Below are 21,540 nucleotides of genomic sequence, written 5' to 3'. Positions count from 1 at the left end.
CGTCCTGTTGGACGCCTTTTTTCTTTGCGCAACCATAGCTAACCGGCGAGCACGCGGGTCGAGGGAAAGGCGACTTCGACCAAGGTTCCCTCGCCGGGCGTCGAGTTGATGGTGAACCGGGCACGGTTCGCTTCGACCATCGCCTTGGTCAGCGGCAGCCCGAGACCGGTGCCGTCGCCGCGGCCGCGCTTCAGTGCATTGATCTGCTTGAACGGCTTCAGCGCCTGCTCGATCTCGGACTGGCTCATGCCGATGCCGGTATCGCGCACGCGCATGACGACATCGCCGGAGATCTCGTAGGCCGTCGACACGATCACTTGGCCGCCGGCCTGCGTGTAGCGGACGGCGTTCGACAGGATGTTGAGCGCGATCTGCCGCACGCTGCGCAGATCGGCCACCACTTCCGGCAGCCGCGAGGCGAAGCTGGAGCGGATGATGACGCGTTCCCGGTTGGCTTGCGGCTGCATCATCGCCACGGTTTCGGCCAGTGTGTCGTTGAGCGACACCGCCTCATAGGCCATCTCCTGCTGGCCGGCCTCGATTTTCGAAATGTCGAGCAGGTCGTTGACCAGATCGAGCACGTGGTTGCCCGAACGGTTGATGTCGCGCAGATAGTCGCGATAGCGGTCATTGGCCACCGGCCCGAATTTCTCGTCGACCATCAGCTCGGAAAAGCCGATGATGGCGTTGAGCGGTGTGCGGATCTCGTGGCTGATGCGGGCCAGAAAATCGGTCTTCTGCGACGAGGCGCGTTCGGCGACCGCGCGCGCCTGGGTCAGGTCCTCTTCGGCCCGCTTCCACTGGGTGATGTCGCGCACCACCGCGCAGAAGCCGCTGTCGTTGGGCAGCCTGCCGATGGTCATGAACAGCGGAATGAAGCGCCCCTGCGCCTCGCGTCCGATCACCTCGCGGCCATCGTTCATCACGCTTGCAACGCCGGGCTCCGACAACCCCTCGAGATAGTCGCGCGCCGCGCGCTGGCTTTCGATCGCAAACAGCGAGACGAACGGTTTGCCGGTCACCTCGTCGCTGTCGAAGCCGAACAGCGCTTCCGCCGGACCGCTAATTGAACGGATCGTTCCGTTACGGCCGATCAGCACGACGCCGTCGGTGGCGGTGTCGATGATGGTGCGCATTTCGGCAATGCGTGCCTTGAGCTCGGAAACATCCGGCTGCGTTTGGTCGTCGGCGGCGCCATGTGGAATGGCTGCTACTTCGTCGTCGCCGGAACGGCGTACGACCAGCATCAGCGCCTTGCCGTTTCCCCAGGGGACGGAGCGTAAAATCGCGTCGATCGGAAACTCCTGACCGTCGCGCGTCTTCAGCCGCAGAGCGCGGTCGCCGCCGTCGGAACTGCCGTCGTCCGCATAAGGGTCGGCAAACAGGGCGCCGAGCCCGCCGGCCTCGTCCAGGGCATTGAGCGTTGCATAGCCGGTCAAGCCGAGGAATTCGTCGTTCGCGTAATGCAGTTGGTCGCCGGAATGGATAAGCACTGGCACTGGCAGCTTGCCGAGGATCGAGGTATCGGGCCCCTTGTTGTCCTCTCCGGCAAACGCCGACGGCACGAAGCCGTCGAGTTTGAGCGGCGGTGCCTGCGGCCGCTCGATGGGCGGCACCTGGCCGGCAACGTCGGCTGCGGCTGCGCTGTCCTCGGACCAATCCTCGCTGTCCTCGGCGTCACGGAAATCTTCGGCCGTCATGCTGTCGTCGTCGCCATCCTGCGGCGTTTCGGCGACGATCGTTCGACGGTTCGTGTTGGGCTCAACGCCTTCCTGCGCTTCATCGCTGGGTTCGCGGTCGGCATAGTCGAGCAGCGATCCGGAAACAGGAAGTGTGACGGGTTCGCCGGCTTGCGCCTCTGCTACCGCATCATCGGGCTGCTCGCCGTCGAGCCGGGCAAGATCCTTCTGGTCCTCGGCATCGGCCTCGGGCGGTTCGGCGGCAGCCGCCCCGCTTTCCAGACCTTGTGCCGGCATCTCACCCTTGTCCGTCGGGCCGGCTTCTTTCAGCTTTGGCTCGTCGGCCTTGCCGGCTGCCTCCACTTTGGTCGCAACCGGCTTCGGCCTTCCGGCGCTGGGCTGTTCTTCGGCCGGGGTGTTGTCCTTCTTGAGACGCTCGCCAATCTCGCGAAACGCGCTGCGTTCCAGCGTCGACAGGCCCTTGTCGTTGGCCGGCTGCCGGTGCTCGGCCAGCCGGATCACCTTGTCGGCAAAGCGCCGCTCGGGCTTTGGCACGATGGTCAATGCCGGCACTTCGCCCCTGAACGGATCGGCGGGTTTCGGTGTCTCGGGGAGAGGTTCAACGGCTTTCGGCTCGATGGTCTCGGCAGGCTTCTCCTCGGCGACAAGGGCCTTGCCGACGGCATTGGGATCGACCACCGCATCGCCGCTCCTTGCCACGCCGAAACCGCGAAAACCTTCGAAAACGCGGCTGCGGCTGTAAACCGGGAGCGCCGCCAGATCGACGGGTATCTTCAGATCGGTGCCGGCGACCGGCCACAGCACGGAGCGGCCGGACCAAGTGTCGCGCCGTTCGAGCAGGCCGGCAATCTCGCCAGAAGCATCGAGGCCATAGGCGGCCGAAACATCCTCGAACCGGCGTCCGATCACGTCAGCGGCAGGCTTGCCGACGAGCTCGGCAAATTCCGGCGACAGGGCGCTGAACCGGCCCTCCGCGTCGGTACGCCAGACGAAACGCATGGGCGCGGCGGTGCGATCGATCACCGAAGCGCGGCGTTCGGCCGGTGAGGCGGCTTTGGTGGCTTTTGCGGCGCTTTCCGGCGAAGCATCCGCGCCGGCCTGCGAAGCGTCCGGGCTGGTCTCGACTTTGCCGGACGCAGCTGCCCCGGGCGGGACCTGCGCGTCGTCGCCGGCATTGAAGTACCAATGGTCATGCTGCGTTGGCGCTTCGCCAGCCGTGTGCTGATCGTCAGCCGCGTCGGCAGGTTCGTGCTCCGCCGATGCGGAGGTGCCTTCCATCGCTGCAAGGTTGATCTCCGCCGCGCCGGTGCTGGCGATTGGCTGCTCGTTGTCCTGATCCGTTGGCTGGGGAAGATCGCCATCGCTCGGCGCCGCTGCTGCCTCGCTGCTGCTTTCCGCGCCAACGCGCTCGGCGACAGGAGCCTCGCCCTCAAGCCGGTCCTCGTCGATCACCACCAGCAGGTGCCGCTCGTCCGTCAGCCGGGCAAGGCCCGCCGGATAGGAGCTGGATCCACCCGGAACCAGGCGCTTGACGATGCGGTCGCTCTCGTTCGCCACGTCGGCGACAAGTGCGGCCAGCGTCTCAGGCCGGATGCCGAGCGCCGAAAAGCCGTCCGATGCGGCGTCGATATTGCCCTTGGCGTCGACAAAGGCGATGTAGTGGCCATCTTCGGTAAAGCCACTGATGGCGCGATCGGCGATCTCGGCCGCACTGCGCGAGCCGGTCTGCGCCGCCGGCAGCGCCAGCATGATTGCTTCCTCGCCATCGGGCATGGTCACCGCGCTGGCCAGGAAGCCAACCGCGCGGCTGGTCAGGCCGGTCGCCAGCCGGACGGTGATGGCACGGTCGCGGCCGATCTGCGGAAAACCGCTGGTCGCCATGATCTGGCGCCTGGCGATCAGCGGCAATCCTGCCGAGGCGCCGATGATCGCGCCGATGTCGGGATAGCCGAATACCGCTGCGCCGGGACCGTTGGCCCAGATCACCTGCTCGAGATCTGCCGACAGAATGGCGATCGCGTCGCCTGCGGCGAAGCGCAGGCGGACGGCGTCGAGCACGGCGACATCGAGGAAGGAGTAGTTTTCAGCCGGCATGCGCTTGGCGACCCTCACAGAGCGGGCAATTTGCGGTTAACGCTTTGTTAATAAAAGCCGACGGCGCGAAGGTCCACAAGTCATAGCGTGCAACCAACGGAATCTCTAGGCGCGTGGTTAACGCCACGAACAAATAATTATGGTGCGATGCAACAAACATGTTGCAATGCACAAAATTTGCCTTTATATTGCCATGATAGATGAACGAGACGGCTTTCTGTCAAAGCCGCTGCGCTGAAAAGGATGGAAAATGTCCAGGACCAAGACTGACACGATCGAAAACGTTGAATTCCCGAGCTTCGACGCTTCCAAGGCCACCGACCAGATTCGCGCCTTCGCCGAAAAGGGCGTCGAGCAGTCGAAAGAGGCCTATGCCAAGCTGAAGACCGGCGCCGAGGAGACCCAGAAAGCTCTGGAGTCGACCTACGAGACCGCCAAAACCGTTTCCAGCGAGCTGTCGCTCAAGACCATCGCCGCCCTGCGCGCCAATGCCGAAGCCGGCTTCTCGCATTTCGAGGCCCTGATCGGCGCCAAGTCGCTGTCGGAAGTCGTCGAGTTGCAGACCGCTTTCCTGCGCAAGCGCGTCGAAATGACCGTCGAGCAGGCCAAGGACTTCCAGGCGGTTGCTGCCAAGGCGGCCGAGGACGTATCCAAGCCGATCAAGACCGCCTTCGAGAAGGCCGTGAAAGAAATTAAGATCGCCTAATATTTGCACACAGTTTGATGATGCATCAAAAGGTCGCATTTCGTCAGACAAATAGATGTGCGATATAGTGGTCTAAGTGAATACCCGGCGGGTGGAACCTCCTCCCTCTGCTCACCGGGATAACCAGCCAGCACCTCCTCCCGCTGGCTCGTAACAGGAAAAGGCCGGCACCTCCTCCCGCCGGCCTTTTCTTTGTCCGGCGAAAAATGACGCGATGCCGGAGCGATCTTTTGCTTTGCCAAAAGCCTTGAATTAAACTCCGATAGCCCGTATGGACGCATCGCCGAACGACAGAGCGGGAACGTTCCGTCTGGATCTCGCTCGGGCAAGCGTGCCGTTGTAGCTCAGATGGTTAGAGCGCCGGATTGTGGATCCGGAGGTCGCTGGTTCGATCCCAGCCAACGGTACCATTCAGCTTTCAGCCAGGTTTCTGACCAATAGCGCCAAGCGATCTCTACGACCCTGGCGCGGTCACCTGCGATCCCGCCTGACGCGCACCGCGCAGGTGATCCACGAGGGCTCTCAGCTTCGGCGCGATATTCCGTCGGCTGGGAAAATAAAGATAGAAGCCCGCAAACGGCGGAAAATAGCCGTCGAGGATTTGCACGAGCTCGCCGCGGTCGATCCAGGGGCGGAATGTGTCCGCCATGCCGAACGTGATCCCGGCGCCAGCAACGGCCAGCCGGATCATCAGCCACATGTCGTTGGTGGTGATCTCGGGCGCAACCGCCACGTCGAACTCGCGCCCGTCCTCGCCAAACTCCCACCGATAGGGCGAAACTCCCGGCGCCGGCCGCCAGCCGATACAGCGATGAGCCACAAGCTCGCGCGGATGGGCGGGTGCTCCGAACTTTTCGAGATAGCGCGGGGCGCAGACGGCCATCTGTCGCTGATCGCCCGATACCGGCACTGCAATCATATCCTGCTCGATCACTTCGCCGAGCCTCACTCCCGCATCATAGCCTTCGGCAACGATGTCGAATTCCTCGTCGGTGACGACAATATCCAGATGCACCTCGGGAAACCTTTCTGCAAAGGACGCCAGCAACGGTCCCGACAGAAAGGCCTCTGCGATCGACGAAACCGCGATCCGCAGGCGGCCGCGCGGGCTGTCCAGAAATTCCGTGGTGGCTTCGACTGCCGCGTTCACATCGGCTATCGCCGGTGCGACGCTCGCCAGCAGGCTCTCGCCCGCTTCGGTCAGGTTAACGCTGCGTGTCGTGCGCTGCAGCAATGCGATGCCAAGGCGCTGTTCAAGCCTGAGGATGCTCTGGCTGACCGCTGAGCGCGTCACGCCCAGCCGGTCTGCCGCAGCGCGAAAATTACGTTCCTCGGCCACGGCGACGAAGACGGCAATTGCATTGAGATCGATGTCCATTGGTTAGCCATATTTACCACGGAGGTTAACAGCGGGCGGGTTATCGCGACAATGCCATGGCTCTATCTCTGTCGCAACGGCAAGAAGGCTTGATCCTCCTGATCCAAGCCGAAGCCGGCCGACAAAGGAGATATCCCATGACATCACTCCCTTCCTCCTGGGACCTGGATGGAAAAGTCGCCCTCGTGACGGGCGCGGCACGCGGCATCGGTCGCTGCGCGGCGGAACTGCTGCGGGCGCGGGGCGCCCGGATCGTGGCAAGCGATCTCAGCGACAGCGTACGCGAATTGGAAGCCGAGGATGTGGCGACCCTGGTCGGCGATGTCGCCGACGAGGATCTGGCCAGACGCTCGGTCGAACTCGCCGCGAAGCGCTTCGGACGACTGGACATCGTCGTGAACAATGCCGGTCGCACGCTCAACAAGCGTCTGACTGAGACCTCGATCGACGACTATGACCGCATCCTGCAGATCAATGCGCGCGGCAGCTTTGTCACCGCCCGGGCAGCGGTGGAACTGATGGCTGCCGGCGGTGGCGGCGCGATCGTCAATGTCTCGTCGATCTCGGCCGTCGCGGCCTTCGAGACGCAGGCGGCCTATGCCTCCTCCAAGGCGGCTGTCGCACAACTGACCAAGGTGATCGCGATCGAATACGGGCGCATGGGCATTCGCTGCAACGCCGTTGCGCCTGGCGTGATCGAAACCGACATCATGGAAGGTGTGGTGGAGAATGGCCGGGAGATGCTGCGCAGCTTCGGCGATGCGCATCCGATCGGCCGGATCGGCCAGCCGCACGAAGTCGCCGAGGCGATCGCCTTTCTTGCCTCGCCGGCGTCCAGCTTCATCACCGGGGCCTTGCTTCTGGTCGATGGCGGCTACACCGCCCAGTGACCCCAAATAAGGCTGACGCACCGCGGGAGCTCACCAGGCGCCACCCTTCACATCGTGAAAATAATCGCAAAAACCAAAAGGATCATCTCGATGACCATGAACAAAGTTGTTCTGATCACCGGTGCCTCCAGCGGCATCGGAGCTGGCATTGCCCGCGAGCTTGGCGCGGCAGGTGCGAAGCTGATGCTCGGCGCACGCCGCACCGACCGCCTCGAAGCGCTCGCGGCCGAAATCGCGGCGGCTGGTGGAACGGTTCGCGTGCGAGCGCTCGACGTCACCAGGAGGGAGGACGTCGCAGCATTCGCCGATGCCGCCCGGGCCGAATGGGGCCAGGTCGATGTCATCGTCAACAATGCGGGCGTCATGCCGCTGTCGGCCATGGCAGCCATGAAGGTCGACGAGTGGGAGCTGATGGTGGACGTCAACGTCAAGGGCGTTCTGTACGGCATCGCGGCGGTCCTGCCTGAGATGACGGCACGTGGCTCCGGGCATATTATCAATATCGGTTCCATTGGCGCACTGGCCGTCTCGCCCACGGCTGCCGTTTATTGCGCAACGAAATACGCTGTCCGCGCGATTTCCGATGGGCTCCGCCAGGAGAGTGACGATATCCGCGTAACCTGCATTCATCCTGGCGTGGTGGAAAGCGAGCTGGCGAACACGATCTCCGACGAAGCCGCTGCTGCCGCCATGAAAACCTGGCGTGCTATTGCCCTGCAACCCGATGCCATTGCCAGGGCAGTGCGCTACGCAATCGAACAGCCCGACGACGTCGACGTCAACGAGATCGTCGTGCGTCCGACAAAGGCGGCGCATTGGTGCGATCCACTTTGACCGCAGTGCTTACGGGTATTGCCCTTGCGGTAGCTCCAACCGGCCTGCCCCTTCCCCCAAACTCCAATCCCTGCAGAGGAACCAATGACGCACCAAGATCATCCCTATGTCGGAATGTGGGTCACCGAGGATCGCCATATCAGACACGAACTCCTGCCGAACGGCCGTTATGACGAGGCGCGCGGTGACCGCGAGAGCGCCTACCGGGGACGCTATGAAGTACAGGGCAACCACATAGAATACTGGGACGATACGGGTTTTACCGCAGATGGTGAGTTCGTCGAAGGCGTCCTTTATCATGCCGGCATGATCCTTTATCGCCAGCGGTAGAGAGCCATCCTGAGACAAGCACTTCAGAGTTCCACAAGACGCTACTGCATGCCTTGCATGAGGCGCTCGGCAGTTTGCACTGCAAGGTCCGTCACACCACATATTTCCCAGCAAGCGCGGCGGAAAGAAGCAGGACCGCGAGCAGAGTCGACATTGCAAATGGTTGTCACTATACAGCGGCGGCTTTGACGGCTCGCCTTTACGTCGTGCCAGCGAGAGCGCGGTAAATATTGTGACATCTATTGTGATCTAAAACGGCTTGAAAACCGAAAAAAAGCAAATAGAAACAATAGCGCGGGTCGAACGAGTTTCCTCGAGAGAATCAGTCCTCAAGAACTAGAACGTGCTCCTTGAACCCTCCATTTCCTTCAGCTCTGTGGACCTCGGACAAGTTCGGCTTGCCGGGCGAAGCCGACTCGGCTCGAATGGCAGCACGCATCTTTTCGAAGATGCCGACGTTTATGATTACCAACCGGCATAGCCGCTAGGGAAACAGCAGTATGAGTGAACACGCGATCGAGTTCCTGCGCGGGTGGATTGGCGAAAAAGTCCACTGCCAGCCCTCGCCAGCCAGGATCGAGAAGCAGGCCGAGACCCTCGCCAGGGAATGTGCGGCCAAGGCCGCCGAAGCCGGCATACCCCTGGAGGATATTCAGGAAGAGGTCGGCGACATTCAGGAGCTCATTGCTTCGAGGCTCGAAGAGGCGGCCGAGGCCGAGCAGGACGAGCGGAACTCGAACAAGCCTGCCGGCTGACGGATCGCCCCGGCAAAACCTGCCGGGCCAACATTGCCTGTCTGATGCAGTTGCGCGGTCTCATCGCCGCGCAGCTTTGCCAAATCTCTCCTTAAGCCACCCTTTCGGCAATGCTGGCACGAAATTGCCGTCGCGCCCGGTCATGTCTTCATTGGCGACCAGAGCATTGAGGATTGCTTCCTCCACGCTCTGAACGACGGCGTCGAAGAACGGGTTGATGTCGGCATCCGGTATATAGCCGGCGCTGACCAGCTTGCCGGCCGCGCCGCGCGCGGCATCGGCATTGGCCGTGCTGAAGGCCAGAAAAATATCGCCGGATGAATCGTATCCATAGCCGCCGGTCAGCGCGACGCCGAGCGGCACGCGTTTCGCCAGCCGTTTCATCTGATGCGGCATGAACGGCGCATCGGTGGCCACGATCGCGATGATCGAGCTCTTTTCCGCTCGCGGCGTGTTGTCCCGGATCGCCGGTTCGGCGAGTTCTGCTCCGGCCCTGATGCCACGGATCACGAGGTTTCGCCGTGCACCGAAATTCGACTGGACGAAGCAGCCGATCGTGAAGCGCGCTCCGTTCCAGTCGACGCTGCGCGAGGATGTGCCGGACCCTGCCTTGAAGCCGAAGGTGATCATGCCGGTGCCGCCGCCGACGCTACCCTCTTCGATCGGCCCGGTTTCAGCCGTTTCGAGCGCGGAAAACACGTGCTCGAAGCTCACATGATGGCCGTTGATATCGTTGAGGAAGCCGTCGTAAGTCTCGCCCGCCACCGGCAGCGCCCAGGCGCTGTCGAGCGATTGCGGCAGCACCATCTGCATCCAGCGCAACGTTGCGTCGCGGCTGACGCCGCAGGAATGCGTGTTGGTGATGGTGATGGGAAGGTTGAACGCTCCGAGCTCCTCTATCAGATGCGAGCCGGTCAGTTCGCCATTGCCATTGGCGCTGAACACGCCGGCAAACGCAGGGACGGCCAACTCGTCTCTGGGCCGTGGCAGGATCGCGGTCACGCCGGTGCGTACCGGACCCTTGCCGACGACGAGCGGCCCGTCCCCTGAGATCAGCGTGGTATAGCCGACCGTCACGCCGGGCACATCGGTGATGGCATTGAAGCGGCTTGGCGTGCCATCGAATGGGATCGCGAAGGCGCGGGCGCGCAGTTTGCCCGAGGGCGTCGCAAGATGCGGGTCGGTCATTTTTTCCTCAGAAAAGCGAACCTTGGCCGCCCGGCGCCTTGAGCTTGGCCGCGGGCTTGGCAACCGTCTTCGGCCGCGCCGTGCCACTGATGGCGACTGCATCGGCGGTGCCGTCGGCGAACTCCAGCGAAAGCGCCATCCCCGACACAACTTCTGCCGCGTGCTTGACCACGGCGCCGTCCACATCCTTGACCAGCGCGAAGCCTCGCGCCAGCACGGCCTTGTGCGAGAGCGTCGCCAGCAGCCGGTCGGCCTGCGTCAGTTTTCCACGCAGGCGGTCCAGCCGTCTTGAAATCGCCTGGTCCTGCCGCCGTGTCAGTGCCAGCAGGGCATCGCCTTGCAGTTTCTGCCGTCTGGCGATCGGCGCCGGTGAGAGTCTCGCGGCCGTGCGCGAAAACCGCGCCCGACGCTCGCGCACGATGGCGAAGAATGCCGCTTGCGCACGGGCGAGGTCGCGACGGGTCAGTGTGCGCGCCTCGTTCATGCGCCGCGACAAGGTGGCCGGCGTCAGCCGCTGCCCCAGAAGCCTGCCCCGCTTGCGCTCGACGCTGACCGACAGCGCCCGGCCGAGCCGGCTCGTCGCCTCGTCGAAGCGCCGCCGCGGCAGCGCCAGCAACTGGTCGGGCGAGGGCAGTGCCCGGGCTGCCGCGCGTGCCGCCTGCCGCTTGCGTTCGAAATTGCGCGACAGTGCGGTCTTCAACCGCGCGCCAAGGCCGGCAAGCGTCGCTTCGAGGTCGACCTTGACCGGCACGGCGATCTCGGCGGCGCCTGTCGGCGTCGGCGCCCGCACATCCGCCGCCAGATCGATCAGCGTCCAGTCGGTCTCGTGGCCGACGGCGGAAATCACCGGAATGCCCGATGCGGCGACGGCCCGGGCGAGCGCTTCGTCGTTGAAGCCCCACAGGTCCTCCAGGCTCCCGCCGCCGCGCGCCACGATCAACAGATCGGGCCGCGCGATGGCGCCGTCCCATGGCAGTGCGTTGAAGCCGTTGACGGCAGCAGTCACTTCCGCACCCGCCGTCTCGCCCTGCACCCGCACCGGCCAGACGAGCACGTGCAGCGGAAACCGGTCCTTGATGCGGTGGATGATGTCGCGGATGACGGCGCCTGTCGGCGAGGTGACCACGCCGATGACGCACGGCATGAACGGCAGCCGGCGCTTGCGCGCCGCATCGAACAGGCCTTCAGCCTGCAGCCGGCGCTTGCGCTCTTCCAGCAGCGCCATCAGCGCACCGGCACCGGCCGGCTCGAGATTGTCGATAACGATCTGGTAATTGGATTTTCCGGGATAGGTGGTGAGCCTGCCGGTGGCGATCACCTCCATGCCTTCCTCTGGACGGAATTTCAGCCGGCTCATCGTGGTCTTCCACACCACGGCGTCGAGCCGCGCGCGATCGTCCTTCAGGCAGAAATAGGCATGGCCGGAGGAATGCGGTCCGCGATAGCCGGAAATCTCGCCGCGCACCCGTACATTGCCGAAGACGTCCTCGACCGTACGCTTCAGCGCGCCGGAAATCTCGCTCACCGTATATTCGGTGGCGTTGGTGCGTGATTCGGATGCTGCGTCGCTCATCGGCCGATTGGGGGACGGTTGTTGCCCGCCGTCAAGGCGGCCGTGTTCGATGTACGCCCCAATTGCGCGATCCCTCACCAGCCCGGCAGGATCTGGTTCGGCTTGGTCCGCTTCATCTTGGCGAAGGCGAGGGCGGCGAAATCGAACGTGCCGGTCTCCTCGCCGAGCGGCACGGAAATATTGTCGAGGCTCTCCGAAATGTGGCGCGCGAGCGCATCGACGATCTCCGGCCGCGAGGTCTGGCCGCGCATGATGCCGATACGGCAATCGGGCAGGGCGCCGAAACCGTCGGCCTCGCCCAGCACCCGCATGCCGGGCCGCAGCGCGCATTCCGGCAGCACCGAGATCGCCAGGCCGGAAAGCACCGCCGCGGCGATGACGGTAGCCGAGAAGCTGGTGAACAGGATGCGGTAGTCGCGGTTCTGCTGGTCGAGCACGTCGGCGGCGGCCCGCCGCCAGATGCAGTTCGGCCGGCCGAAGGCCATCGGCAGGATCGGTTGTTCATGCGTCGCATGGTTGGCCGAGGTGACCCACAGCAGCGGTTCGCGCCGCACCACTTCCGACTGGCCGCGCGCGTCGTTGTGCGTCACCAGCGCCAGGTCGAGATTGCCGCGCTTGATGTGTTCGACCAGTCCCGGCGTCGGTTCGCAGATAACGGTCAGTTCGACATGCGGGTTGGAACGGGCAAACCGCGCCATGATCTCTGGCAGGAAGCGATCGGCATAATCGTCCGGCGTGCCGATGCGGATGGTGCCTTCGAGCCGGCGGTCGTCGAAGGCGGCCAGTGTTTCCTTGTTGAGATAGAGCAGCCGCCTTGCGTAGGAGAGCAGTCTGTCGCCTTCCTCGGTCAGCCTGTTGGTGCGGCCGTCTTTTTCGAACAGCGGCTTGCCGATCCGTTCCTCCAGCCGCCGCATCTGCATCGACACCGCAGACTGGGTCCGATGCACCGCTTCCGCCGCGCGGGTAAAGCTGCCGGTGTCGACAATCGAGATGAAGGTCTGCAACTGATCGAGATCGAGCGGCGCTTTCATCGGCCTAATCCATCATTGATGCTGATGCTAAAGATTAGAAACATTCGTTGGATTAATCAATCGCGCCGTGGCAAATTCGCATTGTCCACATGAAGGCATGTGAATCGAAGCCGGAACGGCCGCTGTCGCCAGCGCCCGATCGACCGGTTTCGCCCGTTCGAATGTGAAGGAGACCGACATGGCTACGTTTGATTTCGCTACCGAGACCTCGCGCATCACCTCGCGTCCGGCCGTTGCGACGCGCGTGGCCAATGCCGCTGCCAATGTTTACCGCGCCTGGAAAAACCGCCGCGCCTTTTATCGCCTCGGCGAGATGTCGGATGCCGAGCTCGCCGACATCGGCCTGACCCGCGCCGACCTGCACGTCGCTGTCGGTGTACCCTTTGGCCGCGATCCGACCGAGAGGCTTCGCGTTATCGCGGTCGAGCGCGCCGAAACGATCGAGGATCTTGCCCGCAAGGTGGCCTGATCGCGTGGTTTCGCCGTTCGGGCGCATTGAACCCTTTTGAGGCACGACGCCACCAAGTTACGCAGGCTCCCCACTCCCTGCCGGATCCCCCCGGCCAGCCTGCGCGCTGCCCGGTCCTCCCAGGACCGGGCTTTCTTTTTGGGCGGCACTGACAGAGCCCCATCGCGATTTTTATCGGGATGGAACAGGTTCTACCGCCGGCCCATGCCCTGCTTGAACTGGTCGAAGATCGACTCCATGCCTTTCTGGTAGTCGTCGCGCTGCTGGGCGCCCGTCTCGAACATCTTGCCGAACAGGTCGTCGAACGGATTTCTCGGCCTGCCGCTCGGATTGGCCTGCGGCTGCGGCGCCTGGGGCTGCTGGGGCGCCTGACGCGGCTGCGGCTGCGGTTGTTGTGCGCCACCGCCGAACATGTCCTGCAGCACCTTGCCGAGCGGATTGTCACCATAAGGGTTCTGTGTCTGCCGAGGCTGGTTCTGCGGCTGTTGCGCACCGCCGAACATGTCCTGCAACACCTTGCCGAGCGGGTTGTCGCCGTAAGGGCTCTGCGTCTGTTGCGGCGCCTGGCTGCCGCCGCCCGCCTGCCGCATCATCTGCTCGATGAGCTCGCCGAGCGGATTGCCGCCACCGCCTGCCGCATGCATCTGCCCGCCTAGCTGGTTGGTGGTCTGCTTGAACAATCCGCCCATCATCATCGAGGCGATTGCCGGCAGCATCTGCTGCAGGACCTGCTGGCTGACGCCGCTCGCCTGCGCGGCCTGGCTGGCGACTGCGCGCGACAGGTCCTTCGAGCCGAACAAATGCCCCAGAATGCCGTTGCCTTCATCGAGGCCCTGCGGCGAGAAGGCCCGGCTTGCATCCTCGAAATATTTGGCATGCTGCCCGCTGGCCATCGCCGTCATGAAGGAGCCGAGTCCATAAGGGTCCGCCGTGTTGCGCTTCAGCCCCTGCGAAAAGGCCGGCAGAAGCGCCGCGACCGCCGCCTGCGTCTGCTGCTGCGAAAGCCCGAACTGCTGGGCCAGCGCCTGCATGCCGTTGCCGTTCTGGGCCTGCGCCAGAATATCGAACAAGGAAGGCATTGTTTTCTCCTCCGGGAAAATCCTCGTTGGAGAAGCCTAGTTCGTTTCCATCACTGATTGAAGCAAATTTGCCGGACCATCGGCCAAGCGGATAGCGAAGCGTTAATACGCGTATTCCATGAACACCGGCTCGATCGAGCCGCCCCAGCGTGTGTGGTAGGCCGAGAGCATCTCTTCGGCGCTGGTGGTGCCGCGCGCGACGACCTCGTCGAGCGTGTTGAGGAACGAGGTCTCGTCGTAGCCGTCGCGGTTCTTGCGGCCGCGGTTCTTCAGTCCCATGCGCGAGATGATGAGCACGTCGCGGGCGATCTCGCGCAACGTCGTGTTGCGGAAGGGCGCCGAAATGCCCTGTTCCGGCACTGCGTTGCGCATTGCCAGCACTTCGTCATAGCTCCAGCTCGAAGTCAGCGCCTCGGCCGCGTCGAGCGCCGCCGCGTCATAGAGCAGCCCGACCCAGAAGGCCGGCAGCGCGCAGATACGCCGCCACGGCCCGCCATCGGCGCCGCGCATTTCGAGAAAGCGCTTCAGCCGCACGTCCGGAAACAGCGTCGACAGATGGTTCGCCCAGTCGCCCATCGTCGGCAGCCCGTCCGGCAATTCGTTGCGGGCAGCACCTGCCATGAACTGGCGGAAGGTGACGTGCGTCATGTCGTGGTACTGGCCGTCGCGGATGACGAAATACATCGGCACGTCGAGCGCCCATTCGACATAATCGGCAAAGCCGAAATCGGGCGAGAAGCAGAAGTCGAGCAGGCCGGAGCGCTGATTGTCGGTGTCGCGCCAGATCTCGCCGCGCCAGCTCTGCAAGCCGTTCGGCCGGCTTTCGGTGAAGGGCGAGTTGGCAAACAGCGCCGTCGACAGTGGCTGCAGCTTCAGCGACACCTGCATCTTGCGGCGCATGTCGGCCTCGCTCTCGAAGTCGAGGTTCACCTGGATCGTGCAGGTCCGGTACATCATGTCGAGGCCTTTGGTGCCGACCTTGGGCATGTAGCGGGTCATGATCTCGTAGCGCGATTTCGGCATCTTCGGCGTCTCGGCCAGCGACCATTTCGGGCTGCCACCAAGGCCGAGAAAACGAATGCCCATCGGTTCGGCGATCTCGCGCACCTGCGCCAGATGCGCATTGCCTTCGCGGCAGGTCTGGTGGATCGTCTCCAGCGGCGCGCCGGACAGCTCGAACTGGCCGCCTGGCTCCAGCGAGATCGCGCCCTGGCCGGTCGGCTCGACCAGGCCGATGATGCGGCCGGCATCCATGATCGGGTCCCAGCCGAGTTTGTTCTGCATGCCTTCGAGGATGGCGCGGATGCCGCGCTCGCCGCCATAGGGCACCGGCGCATTGCCGTCGACATAGAATGGGAATTTCTCGTGCTCGGTGCCGATCCGCCATTTGTCGCGCGGCTTGTTGCCTTCGGCCAGGTGTTCGACAAGTTCGTCGACGCCTTCTATCGGCCGGAAATCGGTAGTATCGCGCGCCATAATAGCCCTCCGCACATGACCCCGAAAACCGGCTTCGATTTTCGGAAAGGATCAGGTGCCCAATCAATATGCTACAGCGTCCTTTGCGCGCCCGAAAGGACGCGCGCCCACCGCCGGCGCTAGATGGACGAAATGTCAGTAGCCGATCAAGCGAAAAATCCTGAGCCAGAGGGTAACTGGAATTGATCACCAATCGCCGATTGTCGCCTGGATCAGCGCCAGTGCCGCCACCGCCGCCGTATCCGCCCTCAGGATGCGCGGCCCGAGCGGAATGGCGGTAACGAAGGGCTGGGCTCTCAACATCCTGCGTTCCTCGTCGGAAAAGCCGCCCTCCGGCCCGACCAGCAGACCGAGCTTGTTCTCCCGCACCGCCTGCAATGCGGGCAGGGGATTATTGGTCGATGCGTCCTCATCGCAGAAGATCAGCCGCCGCTCTCGGTCCCAGTTGCTGAGCAGGCGCTCGAATTTTTCCGCCTCGCGCAGCTCCGGCACCGCCAATATGCCGCATTGTTCGGCCGCCTCGACGACATTGGCGCGCAGGCGCTCGATGCCGGGTTTTGCCACTTGCGTATGCTGGGTGATGACCGGCTGCAGGATGCCGGCGCCCATCTCCACCGCCTTTTGCACGAGGTAGTCGAGCCGTCCTTGCTTCAGCGGCGCGAAGCAATAGATGAGATCGGGCAGCCGCGGCTGCGGCCGCTGCAGCTCCAGCACCTTCAGGCGTACAGCTTTCTTCGACTTCGTGGCGATCGCCGCCGACCATTCGCCGTCGCGACCGTTGAAGACCAGAAGCTCGGCGCCTTCGCCGAGCCGCAGCACATGCGAGAGATAATGGCTCTGCTGCGGGCCGATGTCGAACTCGGTATCCGGTCCAAGCCCGTCTGGCACGAACAGCCGCTGCATCTTGTAATTGGCGCGCATCGTCGAGGAATGGTCGAGGCTGTCCCCGGCGTCAAGTCTCCGCTGTGGCGTGCCAGACAGGTTTGTAGCCCTGCCTTAGCACCGAAACAGTTGTCGCCGGCGTGAGCAGGCGGATTGGACTGTCGGTAAAACCGCCGAATCCCACCGGTTCGCCATAGCCGCCGAAACTCCAGGGCAGCGCGGCGCCGTCAAACAGGGCGTACGCCCTGTTTCCCGACGAGATCATCGTGCCGTCCGGCAAGTCCGCAAGCGCCTCCGGTTTCAGTCTCGGCGCCGGTCCGCCCGATGCCAGGCGCTCCTTGTGCAGGCGCTTGTCGAGTTGCGGCGCGCGTGGCTCGGCAATGCCGAAGGCGTCGCCGAAGCGCTGGACAAAATCCCTGGCCCGCTCGCGCCGGCAGAAGAAGCAGGGCCGGTGCCCGGCGGCAAGTGCCGTCACCTCGTCGAGGAAAAACAGCTCGGTCCAGCCGGCCTTGCCGCCAGCCCGGTTGCGCCCCATCGGCTCGCGCCGCACGTCGCCGTATTCGCAGACGCAGATGATCCAGGCTTGCAGCGCCCAGCGCTTCTTCAACAGCGTTCTGGTCTCGGGGTCGTGAATGATGCCGCGATTGCCCATGAACAGGCCGCGCTCCGGCACGGCATGGATGGCGCCGAACGGATCGACCCGGTTTTGTAGTGGCATAGGCATTCCCTGTTGGCTGCAATGCTGGCGCCATGATATCGCTCGCTGCATCAATTTCATGTCAGCAGGTTTCGATGCGGGTCTTGGTTGTCCAGAACTTCGACAATGAGGGCCTTGGTCAGATCGGCGCGGCGCTTGTCGAGGCGGGCGCCGATATCGACCTGCGCCGGCCCTATCGCGGCGACGCGCTGCCGCAAGATAGCGGCGAGCATCACGCCATGGTGGTGCTCGGCGGCGCCCAGAATGCGCTGGACGACGAGCTCTGCCCTTATTTCCCGGGTCTGCTCGATCTGACGCGCGACTTTGGCGAGAGGGATCGCTCGGTGCTCGGCATCTGCCTTGGCAGCCAGTTGGTAGCGCGCGCCTTTGGCGGCGAGAACCAGATAGGCGGTGCCTCGGAATTCGGCTGGCACGAGGTCGCGCTTACCGCGGCGGCGCAGGCCGATCCGGTGCTCGCCGCCTTGCCTGAAAAATTCCCGATCTTCCAATGGCACGACGACACCTTTGTCTTGCCCGAGACTGCCGTGCGGCTGGCCGGCAACGCCGTCGCCGCGAACCAGGCGTTCCGCATCGGCCGCGCCGTCTACGGCTTCCAGTTCCATTTCGAGGCCGATCGGCCGATGGTTCGCGACTGGAGCACGTCCTTCGCGCCGCTGATCGCCGAGCGGCATCCTGAATGGGCGGGCCGGCTCGACGATGAAATGGCCCGCAACGGACCGCAAGCCGATGCCGCCGGCCTGGCCATCGCCCGCGCCTGGGTGGCGATGATCGGTAGCTTCTCAGTTTGAAACTGCGTCGCCCGTCCACTCCCATGTGACAGGAGCCCAAGGTTGGGCGGCAGCCCAGTTCTTCACGTCATCGATCGAAAGATGCTCCCCAGAAAAGAAGGGAGTGCATGCGTACAGAAAGCCGTCCTTTGTCTCTGGGATTGGAATGCTCTCGTCGTACTCGCCTGTGAGTTCCCCGTCTTCAGCAAAACGAGAAGACGAGTCGCGAGCAGGAAAGGCGTAGATCTCGACGCGATAAGGGATCAGGCCGTCGTAGTACCACGTACCTCTCGCGACGATCTTAAGCTCACTCATTCGAAAGGCGCGCTTTTTGTAGGGGCACGTGGGCCGGGCTTCGACGCAACGGCGCCATCATCTCAGACCTGAGACAATACCCGGCGATCTGACGGCTGTCAGCGCCGACGTTGCATATTTGGCACGCGGCGGCAAATCCGCCGGGGAAAACGCGTTTCATCCTTGGCCTGTGTCTGTCCGCCAGCCTAAAAGGCGCCCGCTCTGCATCTTGCGTGCAACCGCGATGAACCTTGTGACCCGCGCGACACACCGCCGATACAGAACATGCCTAGAAGCGCGAAACCGTCAGACATTTGCGACGTGTTTTGCGTTTCAACGCATTCGTAACCCGCTCGTGCATAGATGCAGGAAGCTCAACAAGAGATGACGTCCGTGAAAGCAGCCTTTTTGTCCTTTGTCATGTTGTCGGCTATCGTCTTGTGCGGCCTCGGCATTTATTCCGCCGACGCGGCCAACGACCACAATGCCGTCGACGGCTACGGCGTCACCGCCGCGCTTCGCTAGGCTCCACGCCGCAGCCTCGGCTGAATATCAACAACCTCCCTAAGCCGGCTCACCCGTGACTGTCAGGATATGCTTGTCCGCGCCGTCCACCACGAGCGCGGTGAGGTTGCCCGACTGCCAGGCGAGTGTGTCGACATTGACGCGGTTGCCGGTGATCTCGGCCTTGGGCACCGGCGTATGGCCGTGCACCACGATCTTCGGATGAAGACCGGTGTGATCGTGGAAGACCTCGCGGATCCAGATCAGGTCTTGCCGGCTCTGGCTTGCCAGCGCAACGCCGGGCCGGATGCCGGCATGGCAGAAGAAGAAGTCGCCGAATGTCACTGAAAAGGTCAGCGAGCGCAGGAATTCGACATGGTTCTGCGGCACCGCCTCGACCAGTGCGGCGTGCCCTTGCCGCAGTGCCGCATCGGCGCGGCCAAACCAGGCGCTGCCCCCACCGAGTGACACGCCATAGGATAGCGCCGTCTGGATGCCGCCATAGCGCATGAACAGCCCGTCCGGGTCGGGGACATCGAGAAAATCGAGGAAGCCGAGATCATGATTTCCGGCCAGCATCAGGTGACGCGGATCGCGTCTTTGCGCGTCGATCAGGAAATCGATGACGCCCCTGGAGTCCGGGCCCCGGTCGACATAGTCGCCGAGATGGATCACGCGCCAATCGACCGACGGCCTTTGACTGAGCTCCGCCTCGATCCGCCGGTGCATGGCGGTCAGCAGGTCGAGCCGGCCGTGCACATCCCCGATCGCGTAAAGGCGCATGCCTTGCGGTCCGCGCGCCTCGTAGAAACTGATGCCGGGCTCCGTCAATGCCTGCGTCGCCTCCGTGATCATGCCGTCACGGGACTTTAGCGCCGAAGCTGATCCTTGCCCATGTCGGTGACCAGGCGCTTTCCGCACAGTGCCAGCGTTATGTCCATCTCCTTGCGGATGATTTCCAACGTCTTGGTAACCCCTTCCTTGCCGAGTGCGCCGAGGCCGTACAGGAAAGGCCGGCCGATATAGGTGCCCTTGGCGCCGAGGCACAGCGCCTTCAGCACGTCCTGGCCGGAGCGGATGCCGCCGTCCATATGCACCTCGATCGTGTCGCCGACGGCGTCGGCGATCTCTTCGAGTGCCATGATCGACGACGAGGCGCCGTCGAGCTGGCGGCCGCCATGGTTGGATACGATGATCGCGTCGGCACCCGTTCTGGCCGCCATCAGCGCATCTTCCTTGTCGAGAATGCCTTTCAGGATCAGCTTGCCGCCCCAGCGCTCCTTGATCCAGGCGACATCCTTCCACGACAGATGCGGATCGAACTGCTCCTTCGTCCACGACGACAGCGAGGCGAGGTCGCCGACGCCCTTGGCATGGCCGACGATGTTGCGGAAGCTCCGTCGCTTTGTCCCGGCCATGCCGACACACCAGCGCGGCCTTGTTGCCATCTGCCAGATGTGCTTCGGCGTCATTCGCGGCGGCGCCGAAAGCCCGTTGCGGATATCCTTGTGGCGCTGACCGAGGATCTGCAGGTCGAGCGTCAGCACCAGCGCCGAACATTTCGCCGCTTTTGCGCGGTCGATCAAATCGAAGACGAAGTCCTTGTCGCGCAGCACATAGAGCTGGAACCAGAACGGCTTCCTGGTCACCGACGCGACATCCTCGATCGAGCAGATGCTCATTGTCGACAGCGTGAACGGCACACCGAATTCTTCCGCCGCCTGCGCCGCCAGCATCTCGCCGTCCGGATGCTGCATGCCGGTCATGCCGGTCGGCGCCAGCGCCACCGGCATCGTCACCTTCTCGCCGATCATGGTTGATTCCAGCGAGCGGTTGTCCATGTCGACAAGCACGCGCTGGCGAAACTTGATCTTCTGGAAATCCTCTTCGTTGGCGCGGTAGGTGCTTTCGGTCCAGGCGCCGGAATCGGCGTAGTCGAAGAACATCTTCGGCACGCGGCGGCGCGCCAGGTCCTTGAGGTCGGCGATGGTGAGAATGCTGCTCATGGATCTTTTTCCGCTGGTTCTTCGCTGGTCGTCGTTGAATTTTCTGGCCGGTGCCTACGGCTGTTTTCTTGCCGCCTCGCCGTCACCGGACTCGGAGCGCTGCCTGAGCCTCAGCCGCGACACGCGTTGCCAGTCGCCGCTGCGCTCGGCCTCCGCCATCGACCGTTCGACATAGGAGATGTGGTCCATCGCCGCCTGCCGCGCCGCGGCCGGATCGCCGGCCTTAACCGCCGTGTAGATTGCCCGGTGCTGCGAAAGCAGCGCCTCGCGCGCGCCCGGCATGCTGAACACCAGCCGCCGGTTCTGAAACACGCCTTCCGACAGCAGCCGATAACAGGAGCGCAGCGTGTGCAGCAGGATGATGTTGTGCGCGCATTCGCAGATCGCGTGATGGAACTCGACGTCGATTTCCGCCTCGTCGTCGAAATTGCCGGTCCGGTGCGCCTCGTCCATGCGCGCCATGATGCGGTCGAGCAGCGCCAGATCGTCCGATGTGGCGCGCCGCGCCGCATACTCCGCCGCGACCGCCTCGATCTCGCGGCGGTACTCCAGATAGTCGGTCATCGCCTTGCGATGCATCGAGATCAGGTCGGTCACCGGCTTGGTGAACAGCTGGCCGATGACGTCGGCGACATGGGTGCCGCCGCCTGGCCGTGTCGTCAACAGCCCGCGCCCTTCCAAGGCCTTCAAGGCATCGCGCAGGATCGGCCGCGACACCTCGAACTGGCGCGCCAGCTCGCGCTCGCCCGGCAGCCGGTCGCCGGTGCGCAGGACGCCTTCGAGGATCAGGCTCTCGATCTGCTGCACCACCTCGTCGGCGGTGCACGAATGCTCGATCCGGGAGAAAATGTCGCTCAAACGGAATG

The 21,540-nt window shown here is 63.6% G+C and carries 21 protein-coding genes and 1 tRNA gene; 9 read left to right on the top strand and 13 right to left on the bottom strand.

What is annotated here, in order from left to right; all coding sequences use genetic code 11:
* Nucleotides 1–38 precede the first annotated feature (38 nt).
* Nucleotides 39–3,794, bottom strand: coding sequence for a PAS domain S-box protein (locus tag NKH13_RS15540; RefSeq protein WP_352715483.1), 3,756 nt, complete (start codon nt 3,792–3,794; stop codon nt 39–41).
* 250 nt (nt 3,795–4,044) lie between these two features.
* Between NKH13_RS15540 and NKH13_RS15535 the strand changes: the two genes are divergently transcribed.
* Entirely contained in the window at nt 4,045–4,500 is a 456-nt protein-coding gene (locus NKH13_RS15535; protein WP_352715481.1) for a phasin, read from the top strand.
* Nucleotides 4,501–4,833: 333 nt separating this feature from the next.
* A tRNA-His gene (locus NKH13_RS15530) sits at nt 4,834–4,910 on the top strand.
* 44 nt (nt 4,911–4,954) lie between these two features.
* Here the strand turns inward: NKH13_RS15530 and NKH13_RS15525 are convergent.
* Nucleotides 4,955–5,878, bottom strand: coding sequence for a LysR family transcriptional regulator (locus NKH13_RS15525; RefSeq protein WP_352715478.1), 924 nt, complete (start codon nt 5,876–5,878; stop codon nt 4,955–4,957).
* Between the two features lie 137 nt (nt 5,879–6,015).
* On the opposite strand from NKH13_RS15525, the gene NKH13_RS15520 reads away from it, so the two are divergent.
* The 4 genes from NKH13_RS15520 to NKH13_RS15505 all read left to right on the top strand — a co-directional run bounded on the left by NKH13_RS15520 (nt 6,016) and on the right by NKH13_RS15505 (nt 8,687).
* Nucleotides 6,016–6,768, top strand: a complete 753-nt coding sequence (locus NKH13_RS15520) for an SDR family NAD(P)-dependent oxidoreductase (RefSeq protein WP_352912917.1) — start codon at nt 6,016–6,018, stop codon at nt 6,766–6,768.
* Between the two features lie 90 nt (nt 6,769–6,858).
* Nucleotides 6,859–7,602: an SDR family oxidoreductase gene (locus NKH13_RS15515; protein ID WP_352912916.1), complete on the top strand. Its 744-nt coding sequence runs from the start codon at nt 6,859–6,861 to the stop codon at nt 7,600–7,602.
* Between the two features lie 84 nt (nt 7,603–7,686).
* Nucleotides 7,687–7,932, top strand: a complete 246-nt coding sequence (locus tag NKH13_RS15510) for an Atu4866 domain-containing protein (protein ID WP_352912915.1) — start codon at nt 7,687–7,689, stop codon at nt 7,930–7,932.
* Nucleotides 7,933–8,432: 500 nt separating this feature from the next.
* The gene (locus NKH13_RS15505) at nt 8,433–8,687 is read left to right on the top strand and encodes a hypothetical protein (RefSeq protein WP_352715470.1); all 255 of its coding nucleotides are present in this window, start codon (nt 8,433–8,435) and stop codon (nt 8,685–8,687) included.
* Between the two features lie 60 nt (nt 8,688–8,747).
* Here NKH13_RS15505 and NKH13_RS15500 read toward each other — a convergent pair whose 3' ends face one another.
* The 3 genes from NKH13_RS15500 to NKH13_RS15490 form a co-directional block, all read right to left on the bottom strand.
* Nucleotides 8,748–9,875, bottom strand: a complete 1,128-nt coding sequence (locus NKH13_RS15500; RefSeq protein ID WP_352912914.1) for a DmpA family aminopeptidase — start codon at nt 9,873–9,875, stop codon at nt 8,748–8,750.
* A 7-nt stretch (nt 9,876–9,882) separates the two neighbouring features.
* Entirely contained in the window at nt 9,883–11,448 is a 1,566-nt protein-coding gene (gene xseA / locus NKH13_RS15495; protein WP_352715465.1) for an exodeoxyribonuclease VII large subunit, read from the bottom strand.
* Nucleotides 11,449–11,522: 74 nt separating this feature from the next.
* The gene (locus tag NKH13_RS15490; protein WP_023716458.1) at nt 11,523–12,479 is read right to left on the bottom strand and encodes a LysR substrate-binding domain-containing protein; all 957 of its coding nucleotides are present in this window, start codon (nt 12,477–12,479) and stop codon (nt 11,523–11,525) included.
* Nucleotides 12,480–12,657: 178 nt separating this feature from the next.
* Between NKH13_RS15490 and NKH13_RS15485 the strand changes: the two genes are divergently transcribed.
* The gene (locus NKH13_RS15485; protein ID WP_352715463.1) at nt 12,658–12,948 is read left to right on the top strand and encodes a DUF1127 domain-containing protein; all 291 of its coding nucleotides are present in this window, start codon (nt 12,658–12,660) and stop codon (nt 12,946–12,948) included.
* A gap of 191 nt (nt 12,949–13,139) precedes the next feature.
* Here NKH13_RS15485 and NKH13_RS15480 read toward each other — a convergent pair whose 3' ends face one another.
* From NKH13_RS15480 to NKH13_RS15465, 4 genes are all read right to left on the bottom strand, one after another.
* The gene (locus NKH13_RS15480) at nt 13,140–14,027 is read right to left on the bottom strand and encodes a DUF937 domain-containing protein (RefSeq protein ID WP_352715460.1); all 888 of its coding nucleotides are present in this window, start codon (nt 14,025–14,027) and stop codon (nt 13,140–13,142) included.
* Nucleotides 14,028–14,129: 102 nt separating this feature from the next.
* Nucleotides 14,130–15,503 carry a glutamate--cysteine ligase gene (locus NKH13_RS15475; RefSeq protein WP_352715458.1) on the bottom strand — a complete coding sequence of 458 codons (1,374 nt, stop codon included), beginning with the start codon at nt 15,501–15,503 and terminating at the stop codon, nt 14,130–14,132.
* A gap of 186 nt (nt 15,504–15,689) precedes the next feature.
* Nucleotides 15,690–16,424 carry a 16S rRNA (uracil(1498)-N(3))-methyltransferase gene (locus tag NKH13_RS15470; protein ID WP_352715455.1) on the bottom strand — a complete coding sequence of 245 codons (735 nt, stop codon included), beginning with the start codon at nt 16,422–16,424 and terminating at the stop codon, nt 15,690–15,692.
* Nucleotides 16,425–16,455: 31 nt separating this feature from the next.
* Nucleotides 16,456–17,103, bottom strand: coding sequence for a hypothetical protein (locus tag NKH13_RS15465; protein ID WP_352715453.1), 648 nt, complete (start codon nt 17,101–17,103; stop codon nt 16,456–16,458).
* Nucleotides 17,104–17,177: 74 nt separating this feature from the next.
* On the opposite strand from NKH13_RS15465, the gene NKH13_RS15460 reads away from it, so the two are divergent.
* The gene (locus tag NKH13_RS15460) at nt 17,178–17,891 is read left to right on the top strand and encodes a type 1 glutamine amidotransferase (RefSeq protein WP_352715451.1); all 714 of its coding nucleotides are present in this window, start codon (nt 17,178–17,180) and stop codon (nt 17,889–17,891) included.
* Here NKH13_RS15460 and NKH13_RS15455 read toward each other — a convergent pair.
* Nucleotides 17,883–18,185 (bottom strand): hypothetical protein, encoded by a 303-nt coding sequence (locus NKH13_RS15455; RefSeq protein ID WP_352715450.1) that lies wholly within the window; start codon nt 18,183–18,185, stop codon nt 17,883–17,885. The two genes, NKH13_RS15460 and NKH13_RS15455, sit on opposite strands and share 9 nt — an antisense overlap.
* A gap of 363 nt (nt 18,186–18,548) precedes the next feature.
* Here NKH13_RS15455 and NKH13_RS15450 point away from each other — a divergent pair, with 363 nt between their 5' ends.
* Complete coding sequence (locus tag NKH13_RS15450; protein WP_292664785.1) at nt 18,549–18,689, top strand: hypothetical protein; 141 nt, start codon at nt 18,549–18,551, stop codon at nt 18,687–18,689.
* 39 nt (nt 18,690–18,728) lie between these two features.
* On the opposite strand, the gene NKH13_RS15445 is transcribed toward NKH13_RS15450, so the two are convergent.
* The 3 genes from NKH13_RS15445 to NKH13_RS15435 are packed head-to-tail and all read right to left on the bottom strand — an operon-like array spanning nt 18,729 to nt 21,532.
* Nucleotides 18,729–19,499, bottom strand: coding sequence for a metallophosphoesterase (locus tag NKH13_RS15445; protein ID WP_352715837.1), 771 nt, complete (start codon nt 19,497–19,499; stop codon nt 18,729–18,731).
* A 38-nt stretch (nt 19,500–19,537) separates the two neighbouring features.
* Complete coding sequence (locus tag NKH13_RS15440; protein ID WP_352517917.1) at nt 19,538–20,674, bottom strand: alpha-hydroxy acid oxidase; 1,137 nt, start codon at nt 20,672–20,674, stop codon at nt 19,538–19,540.
* A gap of 54 nt (nt 20,675–20,728) precedes the next feature.
* Nucleotides 20,729–21,532 carry a FadR/GntR family transcriptional regulator gene (locus NKH13_RS15435; RefSeq protein ID WP_352715447.1) on the bottom strand — a complete coding sequence of 268 codons (804 nt, stop codon included), beginning with the start codon at nt 21,530–21,532 and terminating at the stop codon, nt 20,729–20,731.
* Nucleotides 21,533–21,540 lie beyond the last annotated feature (8 nt).

It is taken from the genome of Mesorhizobium sp. M1348 (assembly GCF_040317925.1).
Classification (GTDB): Bacteria; Pseudomonadota; Alphaproteobacteria; order Rhizobiales; family Rhizobiaceae; genus Mesorhizobium.
This window is presented reverse-complemented; position numbering and strand designations above follow the sequence as displayed.